The 21,228-nt window shown below is 72.4% G+C and carries 18 protein-coding genes; 9 read left to right on the plus strand and 9 right to left on the minus strand.

Annotated elements, in window-relative coordinates:
* Positions 1 to 56: 56 nt before the first annotated feature.
* The 5 genes from ACFP1K_RS03425 (at position 57) to ygfZ (ending at position 10,312) form a co-directional block, all read left to right on the plus strand.
* A complete protein-coding gene (locus ACFP1K_RS03425; protein ID WP_380746973.1) occupies positions 57 to 545 on the plus strand; it encodes an FABP family protein in 489 nt (162 codons plus the stop codon).
* 393 nt (positions 546 to 938) lie between these two features.
* A complete protein-coding gene (locus tag ACFP1K_RS03430; RefSeq protein WP_380746974.1) occupies positions 939 to 4,220 on the plus strand; it encodes a BTAD domain-containing putative transcriptional regulator in 3,282 nt (1,093 codons plus the stop codon).
* A gap of 116 nt (positions 4,221 to 4,336) precedes the next feature.
* On the plus strand, positions 4,337 to 8,644 hold the full coding sequence (locus ACFP1K_RS03435; RefSeq protein WP_380746975.1) for a ricin-type beta-trefoil lectin domain protein: 4,308 nt from the start codon (positions 4,337 to 4,339) through the stop codon (positions 8,642 to 8,644).
* A 62-nt stretch (positions 8,645 to 8,706) separates the two neighbouring features.
* The gene (locus ACFP1K_RS03440) at positions 8,707 to 9,120 is read left to right on the plus strand and encodes a Fur family transcriptional regulator (RefSeq protein WP_380746976.1); all 414 of its coding nucleotides are present in this window, start codon (positions 8,707 to 8,709) and stop codon (positions 9,118 to 9,120) included.
* Between the two features lie 136 nt (positions 9,121 to 9,256).
* Complete coding sequence (gene ygfZ, locus ACFP1K_RS03445; RefSeq protein ID WP_380746977.1) at positions 9,257 to 10,312, plus strand: CAF17-like 4Fe-4S cluster assembly/insertion protein YgfZ; 1,056 nt, start codon at positions 9,257 to 9,259, stop codon at positions 10,310 to 10,312.
* A gap of 297 nt (positions 10,313 to 10,609) precedes the next feature.
* Here the strand turns inward: ygfZ and dtd are convergent, their stop codons facing one another.
* On the minus strand, positions 10,610 to 11,035 hold the full coding sequence (gene dtd / locus ACFP1K_RS03450; protein ID WP_380746978.1) for a D-aminoacyl-tRNA deacylase: 426 nt from the start codon (positions 11,033 to 11,035) through the stop codon (positions 10,610 to 10,612).
* 100 nt (positions 11,036 to 11,135) lie between these two features.
* On the opposite strand from dtd, the gene ACFP1K_RS03455 reads away from it, so the two are divergent.
* Entirely contained in the window at positions 11,136 to 12,086 is a 951-nt protein-coding gene (locus tag ACFP1K_RS03455; protein ID WP_380746979.1) for an asparaginase, read from the plus strand.
* 186 nt (positions 12,087 to 12,272) lie between these two features.
* On the opposite strand, the gene ACFP1K_RS03460 is transcribed toward ACFP1K_RS03455, so the two are convergent.
* The 8 genes from ACFP1K_RS03460 to ACFP1K_RS03495 form a co-directional block, all read right to left on the minus strand.
* Complete coding sequence (locus ACFP1K_RS03460; protein ID WP_380746980.1) at positions 12,273 to 13,901, minus strand: DUF2207 domain-containing protein; 1,629 nt, start codon at positions 13,899 to 13,901, stop codon at positions 12,273 to 12,275.
* Positions 13,902 to 13,985: 84 nt separating this feature from the next.
* Positions 13,986 to 14,321, minus strand: a complete 336-nt coding sequence (locus ACFP1K_RS03465) for a DUF2516 family protein (protein ID WP_380746981.1) — start codon at positions 14,319 to 14,321, stop codon at positions 13,986 to 13,988.
* 161 nt (positions 14,322 to 14,482) lie between these two features.
* Complete coding sequence (locus ACFP1K_RS03470) at positions 14,483 to 14,947, minus strand: hypothetical protein (RefSeq protein WP_380746982.1); 465 nt, start codon at positions 14,945 to 14,947, stop codon at positions 14,483 to 14,485.
* A 3-nt stretch (positions 14,948 to 14,950) separates the two neighbouring features.
* Positions 14,951 to 15,439, minus strand: coding sequence for a helix-turn-helix domain-containing protein (locus tag ACFP1K_RS03475; protein WP_380746983.1), 489 nt, complete (start codon positions 15,437 to 15,439; stop codon positions 14,951 to 14,953).
* Positions 15,440 to 15,511: 72 nt separating this feature from the next.
* Positions 15,512 to 16,438, minus strand: coding sequence for a M56 family metallopeptidase (locus ACFP1K_RS03480; protein ID WP_380746984.1), 927 nt, complete (start codon positions 16,436 to 16,438; stop codon positions 15,512 to 15,514).
* Positions 16,435 to 16,791 carry a BlaI/MecI/CopY family transcriptional regulator gene (locus ACFP1K_RS03485; protein WP_380746985.1) on the minus strand — a complete coding sequence of 119 codons (357 nt, stop codon included), beginning with the start codon at positions 16,789 to 16,791 and terminating at the stop codon, positions 16,435 to 16,437. The genes ACFP1K_RS03480 and ACFP1K_RS03485 overlap by 4 nt, the downstream gene beginning before the upstream one ends.
* 25 nt (positions 16,792 to 16,816) lie before the next feature.
* Entirely contained in the window at positions 16,817 to 17,650 is an 834-nt protein-coding gene (locus ACFP1K_RS03490) for a class I SAM-dependent methyltransferase (RefSeq protein WP_380746986.1), read from the minus strand.
* A 7-nt stretch (positions 17,651 to 17,657) separates the two neighbouring features.
* Positions 17,658 to 18,398 carry an SDR family oxidoreductase gene (locus tag ACFP1K_RS03495; RefSeq protein ID WP_380746987.1) on the minus strand — a complete coding sequence of 247 codons (741 nt, stop codon included), beginning with the start codon at positions 18,396 to 18,398 and terminating at the stop codon, positions 17,658 to 17,660.
* A 193-nt stretch (positions 18,399 to 18,591) separates the two neighbouring features.
* On the opposite strand from ACFP1K_RS03495, the gene mshA reads away from it, so the two are divergent.
* From mshA to ACFP1K_RS03510, 3 genes are all read left to right on the plus strand, one after another.
* Entirely contained in the window at positions 18,592 to 19,860 is a 1,269-nt protein-coding gene (gene mshA, locus ACFP1K_RS03500) for a D-inositol-3-phosphate glycosyltransferase (RefSeq protein ID WP_380746988.1), read from the plus strand.
* Positions 19,861 to 19,940: 80 nt separating this feature from the next.
* A complete protein-coding gene (locus tag ACFP1K_RS03505) occupies positions 19,941 to 20,453 on the plus strand; it encodes a YbjN domain-containing protein (protein WP_380746989.1) in 513 nt (170 codons plus the stop codon).
* A gap of 10 nt (positions 20,454 to 20,463) precedes the next feature.
* Positions 20,464 to 21,207, plus strand: a complete 744-nt coding sequence (locus ACFP1K_RS03510) for a phosphoglyceromutase (RefSeq protein WP_380746990.1) — start codon at positions 20,464 to 20,466, stop codon at positions 21,205 to 21,207.
* Positions 21,208 to 21,228: the final 21 nt, after the last annotated feature.

Consider the following 21,228-nt stretch of genomic DNA (forward strand, 5'->3'; position numbering starts at 1 on the left):
CAGCCTATGCGGGCACTACGGCGCTCCACCAGGGGCGTTCCTCTAGGCTCATGCCCATGGAGACCCCATCTTTGCATCCCGCCCTGGAGCCGATCTCCTTCCTGCTGGGCAGGTGGGAGGGAGCCGGCGTGGGCGGCTACCCGTCGATCGAGAGCTTCCGCTACGGGCAGGAGATCGTCTTCGACCACAACGGCAAGCCGTTCCTGACCTACGAGAGCCGCACGTGGCTCCTGGACGACGAGGGGAACATGGTCCGCCCGCTCGCCAGGGAGAGCGGCTACTGGCGGGCGCAGCCGGAGCGCCAGCTGGAGGTCGTGCTCGCCCACCCCACCGGCATCGTCGAGATCTACATCGGCGAGGTGGCCTTCCACAAGATCGAGCTCCGCAGCGACGTGGTCGCCCGCACCGCCACCGCCAAGGAGTACACCGCGGGCCACCGCCTGTACGGCCTCGTCAACGGCAACCTGATGTACGCCTACGACATGGCGGCCGAGGGTCACCCGTTGACATCCCATTTGTCGGCGGAACTCAAGAAGGTCGCCTGACCCCGTGCATGAGAAAACCCCGGGCGTGCTCCACCTCCCGTAGGAAGTGGGCCGGCTGGACCATGGAAGGAGTTTTCACGAACTCCCCCCGCCGGCTGCCCGGGGTTCCGGTGTCTGTCTTGGATTACGCCGGACGGCACCCGCGCCCCGCGAAGGGGCAGGACGTCTGGACGAAGGTCCTGACTCAGGCGATGTCCCTAGCGGACAGCCACCTCGCTAGTCCAAGAATGACTAACCATTATTCGGACCACCTCCCTTCTGCGTGCTCGTACTGTATGCAGCTCGCGAGAAGCCGTGCAAATGATTTCGAGCCCGCCTCGGAGCTCGTCGCGGGCATCCGTACAGGCGAGAGCGGCGCTGGGATTCGGCAGTGACACGCGTCACACTTGGCCCGTGCGCTTCTCAGTGCTTGGGCCGCTGGCCGTCCGGTCCGGCGGCGTCCAGCTGGAGATCAGGGCGCGGCAGCAGCGGGCCGTCCTGTCGCGGCTGATCGTCGCGGACGGCGCCGTGGTCTCCGTCGACGCGCTCGTCGACGCCGTCTGGGGGGCCTCGCCGGCACGGGAGGCGGTCAACGGGTTGCACGCGCTCCTGACCCGGATCCGGCGGGTGATCGAGCCGGGCCGGCCCGCGCGCGGCCCGGCCACCGTGCTGGTCAGGGAGCCCTCCGGCTACGCGCTGCGGGTTCCGGCGGACGCGGTGGACGCGCGCCGCTTCACCGCCGCGATCTTGAGCGGGCGGGAGCACCTGACGGCGAACCGCCCCGCGCGGGCGCTGACGTCGCTGGACGCGGGGCTGGCGGAGTGGCGCGGCACGCCGTACCCGGAGTTCGCCACCGAGAGCTGGGCGGTGCCCGAGGTGACCCGGCTGGGGGAGTTGCGGGCGCTCGCCGGTGAGTGCCGTTTCGCGGCGCTGCTGGAGCTGGGCGGCACGGCGGAGGCCGTGGTGGGGCTGGAGGGGGCCGTCCGGGAACAGCCGCTGCGGGAGGAGCTGTGGCGGCTGCTGGCGCTCGGGCTGTACCGGTCGGGTCGGCAGGCGGACGCGCTGGCCGCCGTACGCCGGGCGCGTGCCCATCTGGCCGCCGAGCTCGGCATCGATCCGGGGCCGGGGTTGCGCGCGCTTGAGTCGATGCTGCTCAACCAGGACGAGGCACTGCTGGGCGGCGAACCGCGGCCCCGTCCGTCCTCCGGTGGGGGAGTGCGTCATCTCGCCGGACGCACCCGGCCGCTCGGGGCCCTTCTCGGCGTGGCCACCGGGGCGGGGCGGCACCGCCCCGGATACGCCCTGATCTGCGGTGAGGCCGGCGTGGGGAAGACGTGGCTGGTGGAACGGCTCGCCGACTCACTCGCCGGCCAAGGATGGCGGGTCGCCTGGGGGCGCTCGGACGAGGCCGCGGGGCGGCCCGCGCTGTGGCCGTGGATCCAGGCGCTGACGGCGCTCGGCGTGAGCGTGCCGGAGCACGAGGAACGTGCCCCGGCGGACGCCGCCGAGGCCCGTTTCCAGCGGCACGCGGGGCTCATCCGGCGCCTGTCCGACGCCACGGCGAAGGCACCCTGCCTGGTCGTCCTGGACGACGTGCAGTGGGCCGACGACACGTCCCTGCGGCTGCTGGCCGACCTGCTCACCTTGGCCACCCCCGCGGGGCGGTTGTGCGTGGTGGCGACCCTGCGCACCGGGGAGCCGGAGGGACGTGAGCTCGCCGAGCTGCTGAGCGCCCTGACCCGTGCGGGAGCGGCGCGGATCGAGCTGCCGGGGCTGCCGGTGGACGCGGTCCGGTCGATGGCCGACTCGTCGCGCGTGCCGCTGAGCGATCGGGACCTGGACCGCCTGATGGCCAGGACCGGCGGCAACGCCCTGTTCGTCCAGGAGACGCTGCGCCTGGCCGCCGCCGAGGGGATCGGCACCGCGCTGGCCGAGGTGCCGTCCGGGGTGGCGGACGTGATCCGGCGCCGCGTCTCACGGTTACGCGGGACCGGTCCGGCCGGTTCGGGAGCGGACGCGCTGGAGATCCTCAGCGCGGCGGCGGTGATCGGGCACGCCGAGGACGTGCCGCTGCTGGCGGCGATCACCGGGCGCGGGCCCGCCGACGTGCTCACGGCGCTGGACGCGGCCGTGTCGGCGCGCCTGCTCACCCCCGGCCCGGCGTTCACCCACGACCTGGTCCGCCAGACCGTCTACACCGGGCTCCCCTCGGCCCGGCGCGTCGCGCTCCACCTCGCGGCCGCCGACGCGCTCGCGGCCCGGCCGGGGGCCGATCCCGAAGCGGTCGCCGTCCACTATCTGGCCGCCTCCCCGCTCGGGGCCAGGCGGGCGGTCGACTGGGCGCGTACGGCGGCGCTGGTCGCGCAGGGCCAGCTCGCCTACGAGGACGCCGCCAGGTGGTGGGCCGAGGCGGCGGCGGCGCACGCCGAAGCGGCGCTACCCGACCTGCCGGAACGGGCCGGGCTGCTGCTGTCAGAGGTGGCCGCCCGCCTCGACGCGGGCGACATCAGCGGCGCCCGGCGCGCGAGGAACCAGGCGCTGCGGGTGGCCGAGGCGGCGGGCGGCGAACAGGCCCAGCTGCGTGCGCTGGTCTCCGTGGAACCCCACGGGCTGTGGATACTGAAGGACTTCGACGCCATCGAGCTGCACCTGGTGAGACGGCTGGAGAACGCGCTGCGCGCCCTCCCCGAGGAGGACTCGGAACCGCGGTGCCGGCTGCTGGCCACGCTCGGCATGGAGCTGTACGACGCCGGCGCCGAGCCACGCTGCGAGCGCCTCACCGCCGAGGCGATCGCCATGGCACGCCGCATCGGTGACCCCCGCCTGCTGGCGTTCGCGCTGCACGCGCGAGCACTGGCGATCGTGCGCCCTTCCAACCGCGCCGAGCTCACGGCCATCAGCGAAGAGCAGGCCAAGCTCGGCGAGCTGCACGGCATGCCGGTGCACGTCGTCGTCGGGCGTATGCGGCTCGCCTCGCTGGCGGCGGCCCGCATGGCGATCGCCGAGGCCGACCGGTACTCCGCCGAGTGCGACGCGCAGATCCGGCGGCTCGGGCTGCGGTTGCACGCGGCCCAGCAATCGGCCTGGCATGTCGCGCGCCTCGCCGTCGCCGGGCGGTTCGACGCCGCGCTGGCGGCCCTGGAGGAGACCTGGGAGCGCCTCGGCCGGCTCGGCCTGTTCCAGCTCGACCAGCACCACGTGATCGGCCGCTGGTTCCTGCTGGTCGCCGCCGGCCGGGCACACGAGATCACCGGTGAGATGATCGCGGAGTCCGGCGTGGCACGCATGATCCCCGCCGCCGCGCACGACTTCGCCATCGTGGCCTCGGCGGCGCGCGGCGAGAAGGACCGGGTGGCGGAGCTGGCCGCGGAGCCCTGGATGCCGCTGGGCGACGACTGGACGCTCGGGGCCTTCCTCGCGCTGCGGGCCGCCGCGGTCGTCGCCGCCGGGGACACCGAGGCGGCCGGGCAGGTCTACGCCCAGCTGCTGCCGTACTCGGGAGGCCTGACGCTCGGCGGGAGCATTCTCACGCTCGGCCCCGTCGATCTCCACCTGGCCGGGCTGGCGCTCATGCTCGGCCGCCGGGAGGAGGCGCGAGCCCTGCTCCGCTCCTGCGTGGCCGCCGCCGAGCGGGAACGGATGACCTGGTGGGCCGGACGGGCGGCGGCCATGTCGCGCGCAATTCCCAGCCAATAGCCGGACAGGAGCCGTCTCGCATCCTCTGGGGGACCACGAGAGGAAGAGGCGGATATGTCGTTCAACGGGGGGGCGCACGGTCACGCGTGCCCGCACCATGTGTACGGAGCGGGGCTATGAGACGCCTGCTCGGAGTTTTCGTCGTGCTGGTGATGAGTGCGGGGATCGCGGTGCACGCTCTGCCCGCTCCCCCCGCGCACGCTTCGGCGGCACTGTGGACCACGTACTCGCGGAACACCCTTTTCGCGGGGTACATGCGCTCGAAGCACAACCCGGAGTCCTTCAAGGACACGCTCCTCAGCATGTTCCTGCTGAGCTGGAGGCGGCACAACCGGAACGTCTCCGAGAAGGACCTCCGGGGCCAGGCGCTCTACCTGCGCAAGGTCATCGACGACGCGGCGGCCGGGGCGACCGGGGAGTCCGGAGACGTCAAGACGGTCAACACCGTGTTCCGCGTCCTGCGGACCCTGAGAGAGGTGCCGAAGGTCGGCGACATCGATGTCGCGCCCTACATCAAGACGGTGCTGAACTACTGGGACCAGTGGCACAAGGAGGACTGGGAGAAGGCACTCAAGGAGACCGCCCAGTACTGGGGATCGGCCGCGATGAGCGAGTGGATGCGGCTGTACAACACGGGCACCGACGAGCACTACGCGAGCGTTCCGGAGTGGGCGGAGGGCGACGACGCCTTCAGGAACGTCTGGAACGGCGAGGTCGGGTACAAGTACGGCATCCCGGCGAACGCCAGCTGGGACTGGCTGAGCACCGTCCCGGAGATCCGCGCGATCCTCGACCTGCGCGCCCTGCGGAACCTGGTCGGGAGGACGCCGGAGTACGTGAACGAGCTCAGGGCTTCCGACGGCATCACGCACGAGCTCCTCGTCCGGCTCCTCGGCACCGTGGAGACGGCGGCGAAAGAGGCCGAGGACGCGCGCGCGGCGGCCGAGCGGGCCAACCGGCGGCCTCCGGTGCCCGATCAGGTACGTCGCTACCAGGAAGCGGTGACCGCGGCCGAGGAACGGCAGAGGGCCATCGACGGCGCGGGCGCCGCGATCTTCATCATCAGTTCACTGATCGGCTTCCATGATCCGGAGGCCGCCAAGGACGTCCGCAGGGTCGGCGAGGGGACCCTGCAGATCATCAGCTCGATCAGCAAGTTCGTGCCGGAGATCGTCGGGCTGGGGCTCGCGGCGGCGCTGACGGGGCCCGGAGCGCTCGTGGCACTGGGCGGGATCACCAACGGCATCCTCACCATGCTGCCGGTGTTCACCGGGGAGGGCCCCTCGGACACCGATCTGGTCCTCGGCCGTCTCGACCTCGTCCGCGAGGAGATCCGCGGGCTCGGCGAGTACATGGAGTCCCGGTTCGACCGCATCGAGCAGGGCCTCAACAAGTTGTACGGCGACATGATCGCCGAGTTCGCCAAGCTCGACGGGAGTCTTGAGCAGATCAAGGGGCGCCTGGCGGAGATCTCCCTGGGGCTCGGGCAGATCGAGATGAAGGTGGACTTCTACGGGCAGAAGCAGCTGGAGGCGCTCGGCCTCGCCGCGCTGAACGACTTCGACACCATGAAGGACCTCTACATCGACTACGCCCAGAAGAACAGCGGGCGGCCCCTGACCGACCACGTGGGGTTCGGCGAAGCCGAGAGCGCCTTCTACCGGGCCGCCACCCAGATCGCCAAGCACCCCACGTTCGTGGAGAGCGAGAATCCGGACCTCGCCGTCGCCTTGGACAACTACAAGGTCTACGGGCTGGTCAGCTATCTGGCCGGTCGTGCCCGGGACGACCACGACCGCGCCATCCCCGCGGAGCCCAGGCTCGTGCCGAACGTCACGGTGTGGGAGCAGGCGGCCAACGCCTACGCGACGCTGGCCATCCAGAATCCCGACCTGGCGCGGGAGAAGGAGTCCTCGCGCGCGAGGGCCATCGTGGACCAGGGCCGGCTCATCCAGCAGGTGGCGAGCTCGCTGTCGGTACCGTCGGCCGATCCCGGCGCCGGTGGCCGCCGCACGAACAAGCTGTTCACCGGCCTGATGGGCGACTACAAGACGGCGCTCGCGGGATACGCGTCCGCGGTGAAGGCGGTCATGTCCGCGGTGCTCGACGGCAAGGACGCCGAGCTCTTCGGCCTGCCGGACCAGGTCGTCCGGAACCCGGCCGCCCTCGACGGCCCGGCGGAACTCGGCTCCTGTGGAACCGGGGCGGCCGTCACGGTGCCGGTGCCGGCGAACGCGCGAGGCCGGACGCTCGGCGACGAGCTGATGCTGGCGCAGATCCTGAATCCCGCCGGCCACGGGTACAGCGCGTGCGCGGACGTCCAGTTCGTCAACGTGCGCGACACCGACGTCCCGTTCCTGATCAACGCGGACATCAGGCTGGTCATTCACCAAAGCTTCACGGTGAACGGGTCGTTCGTGCCGATTCGGACGCTGCAGATGACCTGGCCGCTCGGAGACCCGATCCCGCGCCACACCGCGAGCGTCAGGCTCCCTCAGCTCTTCGCCCAGACGTGGCCGGCCCAGCGGCCCGCCTTCGAGGCCGGCGCGCAGGTCACCTCGCACAACCCCCAGGTCATCACCCAGATGCGCCAGGAGAACCAGGACCGCCTGAGCGGCCTTCAATTGCACTTCTACAAGCAGCTGAAGGAGAAGCTGGCCACGCCCGGCAGCGATGCGCACAGGGCGTCCGGCAAGCTGGCGGCGGCGGTCAAGAAGCTGCGCGCCTACACGCAGATCGCTCTGCCGGTGACCGTGCAGGCGGACGGCGTGCTCCACGGCCTGCTGTGGGGCGCCAACACCGCGGCCCTGCCGACCGACATCCCGATGCCGCTGCCCGGCGACACGGCACCGCCGGCCGGGTACCTCAGGGCGGCGTACGACACGGCCATCGCCAACTACGCGACCTGTCTGCCCGCGGAGCCGGGGCAGCCCTGCACCGGCACCGCGCACGCCCGGTTCGTCCCCCTGGCCGGTCAGCCCTGGCTCGACACCACCGCCAAGATCGTTCAGGAGGCCTCCGGCCGCTGCCTGGACATCTACGCCGACAAGGCGGCCGCCGGGACACCGGTCGTGATCTACGACTGCCACGGCGACCACAACCAGCACTGGTACCCCGACGGAGACGGGCGGATCGTGGCCCGGGGCGGCGTCTGCCTCGGCGTGCAGTCCGGCTACGCGCGCGCCGTCCCCTGCGACGGCGGCGCCGCCCAGCGCTGGACCGTACATCCCGACGGCCCGATCGTGCACTCCACGGGAAAGTGCCTGGCCACCTATGACGGCGGGACGGACAACCTGAGCCAGGCCGTGATCACCGACTGCGACGGCAGCGCGAAACAGCGCTGGCTCTCCAAGCTCGGCACGGCGCCGTCGCTCACCGGCGACCCGGTGTCCGACACCGTGGCGCTCACCGCCATGGCCAGGCTCGACGCCCTCGGCGTGCAGTACGCCAACGCCTTCGAGCACCTGTGGACCAGCGGGCAGCGGCAGGGCGAACGCTGGCCGGCCGTACAGGACGCCATCGACAAGGTCACTCAGGCCGACCAGTCGGTGCACAAACCCTGGGCACCTCACCTCATGGTGGACGGCTGGCGCGTGACGGCCTCCAGCCAGGAGACACAGCAGGTCGGCGGTGCCGCCGTCAACGCGATCGACCAGAACGTCAACACCTTCTGGCACAGCCAGGCGTCGGCCGACTACCCGCACGAGATCACCGTGGATCTCATGGGTGCCGCCGGCGGTTCGAAGATCATCGAGGCGGTGTCCCACACCCCGCGGCAGGACGGCAACGTCGTCGGCCGGGTGGGCAAATATGAGATACACGTCAGCATGGACGGATCGAACTGGGGGGCTCCGGTGGCGTCCGGCGCGTTCCGCGACGTGGCGAGCACACAGACCGTGCGCTTCACCCCCGTCCAGGGCCGCTACGTGCGGCTGCGCGCGCTCGGCGAGGCCGCCGGGCGATCCCGGATCGCTGCGGTGGCCGAACTGGCCGTCGACGCCTGGAACCCACCGGACCCGGCGGCGCGCAGGCTCGTCCTCCACACCGGCTCGCTGCGCTGCCTCGACGTCTACGACAACTCCACGGCGGCCGACGCGCCGGTCATCATCTACGACTGTCACGGCGCGGCCAACCAGCAGTGGCGCAAGCCCCTCGATACCGGCGCGGGGCCGGTCCGGAACAAGGACGGCACCTGCTTGGACGTGAAACAGGAGGCCGAGCTCCGGGTGGTCGTCAACACCTGCGGCACCGCGCCCGCGCAGCAATGGGAGGTGCGGCCGGACGGCACGCTCCACAACACCTTCTGGCAGCGCTGCGCGGCCACGCGGGACCAGCGGAGGGAGAACCTCACCGGGGTCGTGCTGGTGCCCTGTGACGGCGGGGACGCCGGTCAGGTCTGGGGGTGGGACGCGATGTTGCCCTGACACGACCGCCGCGCCGGCTCCGGGAGGGTCGCCCGGAGCCGGCGGAACCGTAGACTCGGGGCATGGCCAGGACTTGGCACGAGGAATTACGTTCACGGGGGTACCGGGTCACACCGCAGCGGCAGCTGGTGCTGGAGGCGGTGACCCGGCTGGGGCACGCCACGCCGGAGGACATCTGCGGCGAGGTGCAGGAGACGGCGCGGGGCGTCAACATCTCCACGGTCTACCGCACGCTTGAGCTGCTGGAAGAGCTGGGGATGGTGACCCACACCCATCTCGGGCACGGCGCGCCCACCTACCACCTGGCGAGCGAGGCCGACCACGTCCACCTGGTGTGCCGCAACTGCGAGACGGTGACCGAGGTGCGTCCGGAGCTCGTGCGAGGCCTGGTCGACTCCCTGGACAGTGAGCTGGGGTTCGCCACGGACGTCCACCACCTCACGATCTTCGGACAGTGCGCGAACTGCCGCTCCTGAGCGAGATGCGCGGCCCCGCCTGCGCGGGCACAGCATCGGCCGCCGGCGCGGGGACCGGTGACGGCGCGGTTCTGAGCGAGGTGCGCGGCGTCTGATGGCGGCGCGGGAAGCGGTGGCGGCGCAATAGCCTTGAGGTATGCGAAGCCCTCTGCTGGACACGCCAGGCGCCGTCGCCGCGGACGCCCCCGACGCGGCCGTGGCCGCGCACTACGGTGAGCCGTACGCCGAGCAGCGCGCGCTGGCGGCGGGCGAGGCGCTGGTGGACCGCGGCGACCGGGAGGTCGTGCGGATCTCCGGGCCCGACCGGCTCACCTGGCTCAACGACCTCAGCTCCCAGAAACTCGACACGCTGCCCCCGGGCACCCCGGCGCAGACCCTGCTGCTCGACGCGCAGGGCCGCGTGGAGCACCACCTCACCCTCGTCGACGACGGCACGTCCGTCTGGGCGCACGTCGAGCCCGGCACGGGGACCGCGCTGATCTCCTTCCTGGAGAAGATGCGCTTCATGCTGCGCGTCGAGATCACCGACATGAGCCCCGCCTACGCCGTGGTCACCACCGGCGCCCCGGGGGCCGGAGCGCCCGCCGAGGTGCCCGCCGGCGTGATCGCGATCGGCGAGGACCTACTGGTCCCCCGGGAGGACCTCGCGGGCCTGCCCGCCGCCCTCGGCCGCCGCCGGGCCGGGCTGTGGGCCTACGAGGCGTTGCGCATCGAGGCGCACCTGCCCCGGCTCGGGTTCGACACCGACCACAAGACCATCCCGCACGAGGTCGGCTGGATCGGCGCCGCCGTCCACCTCAGCAAGGGCTGCTATCGCGGCCAGGAGACCGTCGCCCGGGTGCACAACCTCGGCCACCCGCCCCGCCGCCTGGTATTCCTCCACCTGGACGGCAGCGCCGACACCCTCCCCCCGCACGGCTCCCCGGTGACCTTCGGCGTGGGCGCGCCGCGCGAGGCCGACCCCGAGGCCGCTGTGGAAGGCGCCGCCGAGCCCGGCCAGATCGGTTTCGTCGGCTCCTCCGCCCGCCACCACGAGCTCGGCCCCATCGCCCTCGCCGTGATCAAGCGCACCGTCCCGGTCGACATCGAACTGCTGGCCGACGGCGTAGCCGCGACCCAGGAGGTCGTCGTCCCCCCGGACGCGGGCCGCAACGTCACCATCGACCCAGCCCTCCGCCGCCGCATCCGCTGAGAACAGGCCCCTCCGGGCCGGTCCCACTCCCGCGCCACGACCGGCCGGCCGCAGGAGCCACTCCCGCGCCGCGACCGGCCAGCCGCCGGAGGGGGCCTTGAGGAGCGGGTCTTGGCTCGCGATCCGGCCCGGCCTGGTCGCCGGAGCGGGTCTTGGCTCGCGATCCGGCCCGGCCTGGTCGCCGGAGCGGGTCTTGGCTCGCGATCCGGCCCGGTCCGGTCGCCGGAGCAGACCTTGATTCGCGATCCGGCCCGGTCGCCGGAGCCCGTCTCGCCTCGCGGGCGGCCCCGGGGTGGGTCAGACCTCGACGACCAGGGTGATCGGACCGTCGTTGACCAGGTGGACCTTCATGTCCGCGCCGAACACTCCCGTCTCCACCCGGGCCCCGAGGGTGCGCAGCTCCGCGACCAGCGCCTCGACCAGGGGCTCGGCCACGGGGCCTGGGGCGGCGGCCTGCCAGGTGGGGCGGCGGCCCTTGCGGGTGTCGCCGTACAGGGTGAACTGGCTGACGACCAGCAGCGGGGCGCCGACGTCGGAGCAGGACTTCTCGCCGGACAGGATCCGCAGGCCCCACAACTTGGCGGCGAGCTTCTTGACCTCGGCGGGGCCGTCGCCGTGGGTCACACCGGCCAGCACCATCAGGCCGGGCTCGTCGATCGCCCCGACCACCTGACCGTCCACCACCACCGACGCGGACGTCACCCGCTGCACCACGGCACGCATGGTCCCGCATTCTTCCACCGCCCTCCGGCGCGCGAGTGGCCGGGCGCGCTGAACGCCGCCGAACGGCCATCCGTAAACTCAGTCGGCGAAGGGAGATGACGTGTCCGCTGCTCCGCTGATCGTGGAAGTCGTCCGTTCCGGGTTCGTCGAGTCGGTCCACCAGGCCTGGGTGTTCGCGGTGAACGCCGGGGGCTCGCCGGTGGTGGCCCGGGGGGACGTGACGGCCGCCGCGTCGCCGCGCTCGTCCATGAAGCCGTTACAGGCTCTCGGCATGCTGCGCTCCGGCCTGGAACTGGACGGCGAGCTGCTGGCCCTGGCCTGCGCCAGCCACGCGGGCGAGGAGTTCCACGTGCAGGGCGTCTCCAAGATCCTTATCGGAGCCGGGCTGGACGAGGAGGCGCTGCGCTGCCCCGAGGACCTGCCCTCCGACACGGGGGCGGCCCACCGGGTGCTGCGGAACGGCGGCGGCCCGGCCCGTATCACCATGAACTGCTCGGGCAAGCACGCCGCGATGCTCGCCACCTGCGTGCTGAACGGCTGGCCGCTGGACGACTACCGGTTCCCCGGGCACCCGTTGCAGCGCGCGATCCGCGCCACCATCGAGGAGCTGACCGGCGAGCGGGTGGCCGCGACCGGCGTCGACGGGTGCGGCGCGCCGCTGTACTTCGCCTCGATGGCCGGGGTGGCCCGGGGGTTCCGCGCGCTCACCCTGGCCGCGCCGGGCACCGCCGAGCGGCGCATCGCCGACGCGATGCGCGGGCACCCGGAGTGGACGTCCGGCACCTCCCGTCCCGAGGCCGCCCTGATGCGGGCCCTGCCGGGGCTGATGCTCAAGGCGGGCGCCGAGGCGTTCGACGCGTTCGCCTTCGAGGACGGCCGCGCCGCCACCGTCAAGATCGTGGACGGCGGCCAGCGCGCCCGGGTCCCCGTAACGGTCGCCGCGCTGCGCGCCCTCGGCCTGGACGCCCCCGAACTCGACACCATGGCCACCCCCCCGCAGTTCGGCGGCGGCCGTCCGGTCGGCGAGGTCCGCGTGCACGGCCACCTCTGACCGCACCGGCGTCTCCCGCGGCCGTGCGGCCTGGGACCGTGCGGCCTGGGACCGTGCGGCCTGGGACCGTGCGGCCTGGGACCGTGCGGCCTGGGACCGTGCGGCTCGGGACCGTGCGGCTCGGGACTGTGCGGTCCGGGACTGTGCGGTCCGGGACTGTGCGGTCCGGGACCGTGCGGCTCGGTGTCAGATGGGGCGGCGGAACTGGCGGGCGGCCGAGATGGCGCCTGAGGTGGTCAGGGTGAAGGTGCTCATGGAGTCGGCGAACTTGGAGAGGTCCCACTCGGCGGGCCCGTGGTACCAGTACAGGTTGTCGGCTGGGCCGCCCTGGCCGTTGATCGAGGCGACCACCCGGGCCCACCGGTCGACGTTGTCGAAGACCACGGCGTAGGGCAGGTAGCGGGAGAACAGCTCGATGCGCTGCGCGGGCGGCACGTCGCCGATCTCGCCGGAGGCGAGGTAGTGGCGGAAGCCCAGGGTGTGCGCGAGCGCCGAGGCGCCCTTGGCGGTCTTGGCGGGCATGTACTGCCCGCCGACCGACAGCGCCGCCCCGGCGATGATCAGCGCCAGGCCGAGCAGGCCGTAGGTGGTGAACCACGCGAGCAGCACGGTGGCGACCACGCCGAGGCCGGTGACGAGCACGCCGAGGGTGGTCCACCGGGTACGCACGGAGTCGGGGCGGCGGGCGAACCAGCCCTGGCCGACGACGTCGCGGTACAGCGAGTCCCGCACCTTGCCGAGCCCGGCGGCGAACGAGCCGTGCAGCCCGGACAGCAGCACCGAGTCCCGCCCGTCGAAGATCGCTTGGTACAACGCCCGCTCGTAGTCGAGCAGGTCGGTGAGTGACGGGCCCGGCAGCTTCACCAGCAGCCAGTCCGGCGCGTCGTACGCCCCGCGCGGCTGCTCGTCGATCCGAAGGTACCCCCGGACGGCGAGGTCGACGACGGTGGCGGTGACGTCCACCACGTCGGCCTGCTCGTCGATCAGGGTGCCGATCTGGCCGGGCCGCACGCCGTCCGGCGGGGTGAACCGGCCGTTCTCGACCGCGCTGAACGACCCCGACTCGTTGTGGACGGCCCTTGAGTCCCTGCCGCGGGTCCAGTAGAGCAGCGCGAGCCCGCCGAGCATCAGCACCAGCAGCCCCGCCAGCGCGCCCCCGGTGACCGTGTTGAGGGTGAAGGCGCTAGCCAGCTCGAAGCGGCGCTCAAGGATCGGCTTGCCGCCCGTGGTGCCCACCGGGAACCCGGCCACGACGGTGAAGGTCTGCCCCGGCCCGAGGCCCTGCTGCTCGAACTCGGCGCGGGTGCCGCCCTCGTCCATGGAGACCGAGGTGCAGCCGATGGCCGAGGTGAGGTCCCCGGCGAAGCACGAGAGGCTCTGCAGCGGCGCGGGGCCCGCCAGCGCGACCACCGCGGTGTCCACCGGCGCGTCCCAGCCGCCCGCGGCGAACCACCGCAGCTCCTCGCCCCCGGTGACCGGGGTGACGGCGCCGGTCACGTCGTACTCGAAGGTGGCGGTGCCGTCGCCCTTCGGCGTGATCGTGTCGCCGTCGAGGGTGCCCTGGCCCTTGAAGCCGCTGAGGCGGTACAGGCGGTCGTTGGCGTCGTCGTGCCGGGTGCGGGTGAGCAGGGTGCGCCGGACCTGGCCGGTGTAGGTGATCTGCTCCTTGACGTGCAGCACGCCCCCCGGGCGCAGCTCCATGGTCATGCTGGTGCGGCTCACCCGGCCGGCCTCGGCGGACGCGGGGGCGGCGAGGGGGACGGCGAGCACGGCGAGGACGGCCGCGGGGGCGAGACGACGGAGAAGATCCATCATGGGGCGTCAGCCTAGCGGGCACCGGTGACACGGTGCCGGTGGTTGGCGTCCCCTGTGGAGGAAGTGCGGGCTAGGCCCGATGGATCACCAGGGGCCGTAGGGACCGCTGGAGCCACCGCCGTTGCCCCGGCCGATCTCGTTGACGGCGGGCTTGACGTCGGCGAGGTAGATGCCCGAGCCGATGACCGACGCGATGACGAAGATGCTCAGCGTGGGGAGGTACTGCACGACGGCCGCGAACGAGAACAGGGTGGCGAAGCCCAGGATGAGCAGCCAGAGCTGCTTCTTGAGCTTGCCCGCCACGGCGAACGCGCGGGCCGGGGTCCGCAGCGCGTGGACCAGGGCCCAGACGCACAGGCCGAGCGCCCCGATGGCGAGCACCCAGAAAATGAGATCCAGGACTCCATGGATCTGGAACATCGACTCTCCCAGGGTCATGTGACCGGCCGACTTCAGCCTAGCTCGGACCAAGAGGTTTCGGTGCCTGGGCAGGGCGGGGGTTCGGCGTTCCCCCGGACAACGGACACGGCCCGTCCCGGGTTCCGGGCGGGCCGCGTGTTCTTCGCGGGTCGTGCGAAGGGTCAGGCCTTGGGGCCGGTCGTGCGGGCCGGCTTCTTGACCGTGGTGGCCTTGGCCTGGGTGGTCTTGGCCGGGCGGGTGGCGACGGGGGGCTCGGCGGCGGTGGACGCGTCCTGGAGCTCCAGGGCGGCCTCGCCGGTCACCCGGCTGACGACCTGGCGGCCCCGGCCGGCGAACTGGTCGTACAGCAGCGTCGCCCTGGCGGCGAGCTGGTCGGCGTAGACCTTGGCGAGGTTCGGGAGATCCTTGGCCACGGCCTCGGCCTTGACCTGGACGTTCCCGGCGTAGCGCCGCGCCATGACGGGCAGCTCGCGGGCCACGTCGCGGACCTCGCCGCGGCGGGACTGCAGCCGCTGGATCTGCTCGGGCAGCTCGCGCAGCTTCTCGACCGCGAAGTCGCCCGCGCCCGCGACGGCGTAGAACGGCTTGGAGTCGGTCAGCTTCTTGACCTCGGCGTTGATAGGCATGGGTTAACCTTCCTTGGGTTCGGGTTGAACACGGCCGTTGCGCGCCGCGTGCGAGGAGGTGGCCGCCTCCTCGACGCTCTCCGCGCCGGTCCCGTCGGGCTCCGGTCCGGTCCGGGCGTCGGTGACGTACCCGGCCTGGTCCGGAGCCTCGGCGTGGGTCTCCTTGCGGAACGACTCGTATATGTCGATGAGCACCTGGCGTTGCCTCTCGGACAGGTGCGGGTCGGATCGGATCGCGGCGAGCACGTCGCTGTCCGGCACCCGGTCGTCGATGAGGCCCGCCTGCACGTACAGCGCCTGGGAGGAGATCCGCAGACCCTTGGCGATCTGGTTCAGGATCTCCGCGCTCGGCTTGCGCAGGCCCCGCTCGATCTGGCTCAGGTAGGGGTTGGAGACCCCTGCCTGTGAGGCGAGCTGGCGAAGAGAGATCTTCGCCTGCGTCCGCTGGTCGCGGATGTACTCGCCGATCGAGCCGACCTTCGGTAGTTCCATACCTTGATTCTGCCGCACGGTGCTTGCAAATGCAAACGCCATGGCTAACACCTGCAAGCAGCAGGGGGGTGATCAGCCCGGGTAGACCCAAAGGAACGGCGCGGACACCGCCAGCAGCACCGAGAAGGTCACCAGCCCGTACCGGAACCGCCTCGGCAGCGCCACACCCGGCTTGACCAGGCGGTTCACCCGGGCCATGACCTGCTCGCCCGCCGCGCCGAGCGCCCCGCTCGGGGCCGGCATCGTCCCGGCGGTGCCGAAGCGCAGCAGCGCGGTGGCCAGGCGGCGGGCCGAGCAGTAACGGCGGGCCCGGTCGTCGGCGGCCATCTCGACCAGCAGGGCGACCGAGGAATGGGCGTCGCGCACCACGCTCAGCCAGGGCAGCGCGCGGGTGAGCGCGGTGAACGGCAGCAGCACCAGGTCGTGCCGCTCGCGCGCGTGCGCCGCCTCGTGCGCCAGCACGGCCGACAGCTCGTCATGGCTGAGCAGCGACAGCGTGCCGGCGCTGACCACGACCTCCGAGCGCAGGCCCGGCAGGCAGTACGCGGTGGCGCCGGGGTGGTCGAGCACCCGCACCCCCGGCACGCCGGGGTCCTCCCGGGCGATCAGCGACAGCAGCACGCGGTGGCGCCGCCGGGCGAGCAGGGTCTGCGCGCCCGCGGCCAGCAGCACCGTGACCAGCACCGACAGCAGCGCCAGCCCCGCGATCATCGCGGCGACGCGAGGGATGTCGTGCGGCAGCCGAAGGCCGTGGCCCATGCCCGAGGAGATCGCCGAGTCGGCGTAGGCGTGCAGGCCGAACACCACGCCGCCGCCGTAGGGGGCGAGAGCGTACGCCAGCAGCGCTCCTACGCTGGCCAGGCCCCAGGTGACCCCGAGGGACTGCCAGAGAAGGATCGCCGCCCGGGGGGTGCGCCAGGGCCAGCGTGCGAACGTCAGCCGCCACGAGCCCACCGCGCACGCCAATGCGAGCGCGGTCAGGACAGCGGCGGCGATCACTCTTCTTCCAGCTCCGTGAGTGCTTTGCGCAGGATTTCGGCCTCGGACCCGGAGACCGTCTGCGCGAAGCGCGTGAGCGCCGCGGAGCGGTCCCCGGTCATGTCCAGAGCTTCCAGCATAAGCTCGGCGACGTACGCGTCGCGGCTCGCCTTGGGTTCGTACCTCCAGGCGCGGCCGTCACGGGTGCGCCGCAGGAAGTTCTTGCGGGTGAGCCGGTCCAGGACGGTCATGACCGTGGTGGGCGCGAGGTCGCGGTCGGCGATGAGCCGGCCGACCTCCCTGGCGGTCAGCGGGGCGTTCTCGGCCCACAAGATGTCCATGACACTGCGCTCAAGCTCACCGAGACCCTTCACGCGGACAAGCCTACCTCGGGTAGTACTACGTCGTGTAGAGGACCTGTCCCGATCCGCCGCCGGGGGCCAGCGCCTCCCACGGCACGGTCACCTCGCCGAGCCGCCACCTGCGCCGCCCGCCGAGCGGCGGCCGCACGGCGACCGGCCAGGACGCGGCGAGCAGCTCCACCGCCGCCGTCCACCTCGGCCGCATCCCGTAGGCGGCGTACGGCGCGGCCACCGCCCAGCAATGGTCGAAGTCGCGCAGGAAGGCGTGCACGCGCTCGCCCGGCACGTTGCGGTGGATCAGCGCCTTCGGCAGCCGCTCGGCCAGGTCGCCGGGGCTGCCGAACCCGGCCATCCGCGCCGCCAGCGTCACCGTGCGCGGCCCGCGGGCGTCCAGCGTCACCCACGCGGCCCGGTGGCCGACCTCCGAGCAGGTGCCCTCGACGATCACCCCGTCCGCCGCCACCCCGGCCCGCAGCAGGTCCCACGCCTCCCAGGCCCGCGCCTCGTCGTACTGCCGCAGCACGTTGAACGCCCGGACGACCAGCGGCGGCCGGTCCACCGGCAGCTCGAACCCGCCGTACGCGAACGACAGCCCCGGCCGCTCGTACGGCCGCGCCGCCGCCACCCGGGCCGGGTCGATCTCGACGCCCACCACCTCGACGTCCGGCCTGATCCGGCGCAGCCGCAGGAACAGCTCGGTCGTGGTGACGTGGGAGGCCCCGTAGCCGAGGTCCACGACCAGGGGCCGGTCGGCGGACACCAGCAGCGGGCCGTAGACGGCGCAGATCCACCGGTCCGCCCGCCGCAGCCGGTTGTGCCCGGTGGTGCCCCGGGTGATCTCGCCGGACGCCCGGGGGGCTCGCGCGCGCATCGCCGGGTCAGGAGACGCGGTGGACCTTGTGCTGCGCCGCCTGCGCGCGCGGACGGATCACCAGCCGGTCGATGTTGACGTTCCACGGCCGGGTGACGCACCAGGCGACGGCGTCCGCGACGTCGTCGGCGCTCAGCGGCCCCGGCACCCCCTCGTACACCCGCTCGGCCTGCTCGGCGTCCCCACGGAACCGGGTGAGCGAGAACTCCTCGGTGTACACCATGCCCGGCGCGATCTCGGTGATGCGCACGGGCTCCCCGCACAGTTCCAGGCGGAGCGTCTCGACCATGGACGTCTGCGCGTGCTTGGCCGCGCAGTAGCCGCCGCCCCCCTCGTACGACACCAGCCCGGCCACCGAGGTGATCATCAGCAGCACGCCGTCGCCCGACTCGATCAGCTTGGGCAGCAGCGCCCTGGTCATGCGCAGCGACCCGAGCACGTTGACCTCGTACATCCGCCGCCAGTCGTCCACCAGGCCCTCGGCGACCGGCTCCAGGCCGATGGCGCCGCCCGCGTTGTTGACCAGCACGTCGCAGCCGTCCAGCGAGGCGGCGAACTCGGCGACCGACTCGTCGGAGGTCACGTCCAGCGTGGCGGGACGGATCGCGGGCACCTCGGCCGCCAGCTTGTCCAGCCGGTCCCTGCGCCGCGCCGCCGCCACCACGTCGAAGCCCTCGGCCGCGAGCCGCCGCGCGGTCGCCTCCCCGATGCCGCTGCTCGCGCCGGTCACCACCGCTGTCCTGGTCATCGTCCGTCCTCACCGTTTCACAGCCGTGTCATCGGATCCGCGCCCGGCGGGGCGCCGTCCACCCTGGCCATCCTGCCAGCGTCCTAGCGGCGGCGTCGCGGGAGGCCCGAGGCGGGAATAAGCGGGAATCTACTGAACTATCCACCGGTTATAACCGGTTTGGAGGTGATGTCAGGTGGCGGGAACGCCGCTCGTGCCCAGGATCAGACGGGTCGCGACGATCAGCATGCACACTTCGCCGCTGGACCAGCCGGGCACCGGCGACGCGGGGGGGATGAACGTCTACATCGTCGAGGTCGCCAAACGCCTGGCGGGCCGCGGTGTCGAGGTGGAGATCTTCACCCGTCAGACCGGCAGGGACCTGCCTCCCACCGTCGAGCTCGTGCCCGGCGTGACCGTGCGGCACGTCACCGCGGGGCCGTACGAGGAGCTGAACAAAGGCGACCTCCCCGGTCAGCTGTGCAACTTCCTGTCCGGGGTGCTGCGCACCGAGGCGGCGTACGACGCGGGGCACTACGACGTGATCCACTCCCACTATTGGCTGTCCGGCCAGGTCGGCTGGCTCGCCAAGGAACGCTGGGGCGTGCCGCTGGTGCACACCATGCACACCATGGCCAAGGTCAAGAACCTCCTGCTGGCCCGGGGCGACAAGCCCGAGCCGGTCGCCCGGGTGCTCGGCGAGGAGCAGGTCGTGGAGGTCGCCGACCGCCTGGTCGCCAACACCGCCACCGAGGCCAGGGAGCTGATCGACCTCTACGGCGCCCCCGCCCGGCGCGTCGAGGTGGTCAACCCCGGCGTCAGCCTCCAGGTGTTCAAGCCCGGCCCGCGCGGCGGCGCCAGGGAACGGCTCGGCCTGCCGCCGGACGCGCACGTCATGCTGTTCGTCGGCCGCATCCAGCCGCTCAAGGCCCCCGACGTGCTGCTCAAGGCGGCCGCCCGCATGCTCGCCGACGACCCCGCGCTGCGCTCGCGCCTGCTGGTCGCGTTCGTCGGCGGCCTCAGCGGCAACGGCCTGGCCCGGCCCTCCTACCTCACCGACCTGGCCGCCGCCCTCGGCATCGCCGACGTCGTACGGCTCGCGCCGCCCGCGCCGCAGCATGAGCTGGCCGACTGGTACCGCGCGGCCGACGTCACCGTGGTGCCGTCCTACAACGAATCCTTCGGCCTGGTCGCGCTGGAGTCGCAGGCGTGCGGCACGCCGGTCGCCGCCGCGTCCGTCGGCGGCCTGCGCACCGCCGTACGGGACGGCGTCTCCGGGGTGCTCGTCGACGGCCACGAGCCGCGCGAGTGGGCCGCGGCCCTGCGGACCCTGGCCGAGCGGCCCGCCTGGCGCGCGATGCTCGGCGCCGGGGCCAGGGAACACGCCGCCGCGTTCGGATGGTCGGCCACCGCGGCCCGCCTGCTGGACGTCTACGCCGGGGCCACCGCCCGGCTGCACGCCCCCCTCGCGGCCCGCCTCTGATCGCGGGGGCGCCGCGCCGGTCAGGCGGCGCGCCTGATACACGTGGTCCAGCCGGGTCTGTTACGCGGGAGTGTGCACACATGGATCACGAGTCCGTCGTCGAGGCCGCGCTGAAGGCCGCCGAGGTGACCTACGAGAACCCGCGTCCCGGGGCCTACCTGGTGCGCCTGCCCGGCCAGCACAAGCTGGCCACCATGACGTGGCTCACCGTGAGCGACCAGGCACTGCACGTCGAGGCGTTCTTCTGCCGCAGGCCCGACGAGAACCACACCGAGTTCTACCGGTGGCTGCTCACCAAGAACGGCGCCATGTACGGCGTGCACTTCGCCCTCGACGCCATGGGGGACGTCCACCTGGTCGGGCACCTGCCGCTGTCGTCCATCTCGGCCGGGGAGATCGACCGGCTCCTCGGCTGCGTCCTCACCTACGCCGACGAGTGGTTCGACCGCGCCCTGGAACTGGGCTTCGCCTCCTCCATCCGCCGCGAGTGGGACTGGCGCGTCAAGCGAGGCGAATCCCTCGCCAACCTGCAGGCCTTCACTGGCATGATCGAGCGGGGACGGCGGGAGAGCGGCTCCACCGGCACGCCCTAAGCTTGGGCGCATGGCGACTTTGGTGCTATTGCGGCATGGCGAGAGCGAGTGGAACGCGAAGGGCCTTTTCACGGGCTGGGTCGACGTCACCCTCTCGACGGCGGGCGAGGAGGAGGCGCGCCGCGGCGGCCGTCTGCTGCTCGACACGGGACTGCGTCCGGATGTTGTGCACACCTCGGTGCTGACCCGGGCGATCCAGACGGCGAACATCGCGCTCGGCGCGGCGGACCTGCTGTGGCTGCCGGTCTCGCGTACCTGGCGGCTCAACGAGCGCCACTACGGCGCGTTGCAGGGCAAGGACAAGGCGCAGACCCGCGAGGAGTTCGGCGACGAGCAGTTCACGCTGTGGCGCCGCTCCTACGACGTCCCCCCGCCGCCCCTGCCGGACGACGACGAGTACTCCCAGGCCGGTGACGCGAGGTACGGCGGCCTGCCCCCCGAGCTGCTGCCGCGCACCGAGTGCCTGAAGGACGTCGTCGGGCGCATGCTGCCCTACTGGTACGACTCGATCGTCCCCGACCTAGCCGCCGGCCACACCGTCCTCGTGGTCGCGCACGGCAACTCCCTGCGCGCCCTGGTCAAGCACCTCGACGGCGTCTCCGACGAGGCGATCGCCAAGCTCAACATCCCCACCGGCATCCCGCTGCGCTACGAGCTGGACTCCTCCTTCAAGCCGGTCGTGGCGGGCGGCGAATACCTCGACCCCGACGCCGCCAAGGCCGCCATCGAGGCCGTGGCCAACCAGGGCCGCTGACCGCGCGCGACGACAACGGGG

The sequence above is a fragment of the Sphaerisporangium aureirubrum genome (assembly GCF_042658925.1).
GTDB classification, from domain to species: Bacteria; Actinomycetota; Actinomycetes; order Streptosporangiales; family Streptosporangiaceae; genus Sphaerisporangium; species Sphaerisporangium aureirubrum.